The sequence below is a fragment of the Cupriavidus sp. BIS7 genome, from assembly GCF_000292345.1.
Classification (GTDB): Bacteria; Pseudomonadota; Gammaproteobacteria; order Burkholderiales; family Burkholderiaceae; genus Cupriavidus.
Genome location: NZ_ALOU01000101.1, coordinates 1 through 1,290, shown reverse-complemented (window position 1 = coordinate 1,290; position 1,290 = coordinate 1). Strand labels below are relative to the sequence as shown.

Sequence of the window (1,290 nt, the reverse complement as noted above, 5' to 3'; positions counted from 1 at the left end):
GGCTTTCATTTCCACGAGGTGGCAGCCGGAAGTAGCGAAGCGGACGTGGACCGGGCCGTGTACCGGCGGAACTACCGCGATCATCTCAATTCGGAGTCTGAAGCATGACCGGGAAAGCGATCACCACCCCTGTTGCGCTGTCCTGCACGAGGACTGCCACGATAACGCTGCCTTGGTTTGTGCAGTGCACCGAGTACGGCCACGCACCATGCACCTTCAAACCGCTTGTGAATGGCGAGGAGGCGTTTCGCGACGTCTACAACGCGATTCACTCCGCGAAGCAGAGCGTCGACATCATCTGCTGGGGTTTCCAGCCATCTATGTTCTTTCGGCGAGGTGCAGACGGACAGGGCACGCTTTGCATTGGTGAATTGCTCGAGAGCGTAGGCAAGCGCGGCGTCAAGGTGCGCGTGCTGTGCTGGGGCGGGGGAGCCTTGGGTCTGCCGGGTGCAAGTATCTACGTTAGCCCCGAGCCGAACAGGCCGAATGCAAAGACCGCTCACTTGCGCACAAGACCCGATGCGCGTATTGCACCGACGGAATTCGACAAGTATTGGCATTGGTGCGTGTCTCAGAAAGATCCGAGAGAGCTCACATTGCGAAATGTGGTCATGCATCCGTCGACCATCGCATCGCGCATACCGTCCGTCTGGCAACTCGCTGCGTTCAAGAACGTCGAGTTCATGACAAGGGAGTTTTCCTTCCCGGAACGGGTCGAGATCACCTTCAGAACAGCCATCTTTGGCGAAGACAAGGCGCGCAGCACTGCCAACAAGGTTGCCGGCGGCCTGGCCATGGGTACTGTCGTCCCGACACATCATCAGAAGATGGTGCTGGTGGACTATGAGCTTCCAGAGCGCGCCGTCGGGTTCGTGATGGGACACAACATGCTGGACCCATACTGGGATGTCGACACCCACAGCGCCGTCAAGATGCGGGGTTACCAGGGGCGCAATGGCGAAACGCCACGGCAAGACATTTCATGCCGGCTGACAGGCCCGATTCTCAAGTATCTGAACGAGAATTTCTGCGAGGGCTGGGACAAGGAGACCGATGCAGGCCTGGGCAAAGCACGCAAGGCGGCTGCGGCAAACCTCAGGGTGTTGCCGGGTCATGGTGAGAAGGTGACCGCGCAGATCCTGCGAACGCATTCGAAAGTGGTCAAAGACGACGAGCTGGACATCGAGAAGATGTACATGCAGGCGGTCAACAATGCGACGCGCTTCATCTACATCGAAAACCAGTACTTCCGTTATCCGCCGCTGGCCGAGAAGATCAAGGAGGCTGCGG

At 58.5% G+C, this 1,290-nt stretch carries 1 pseudogene; it reads left to right on the top strand.

The features are described from left to right. Positions 1-104 precede the first annotated feature (104 nt). Positions 105-1,290: pseudogene (locus tag B552_RS27950) on the top strand (phosphatidylserine/phosphatidylglycerophosphate/cardiolipin synthase family protein); the annotation flags it as partial.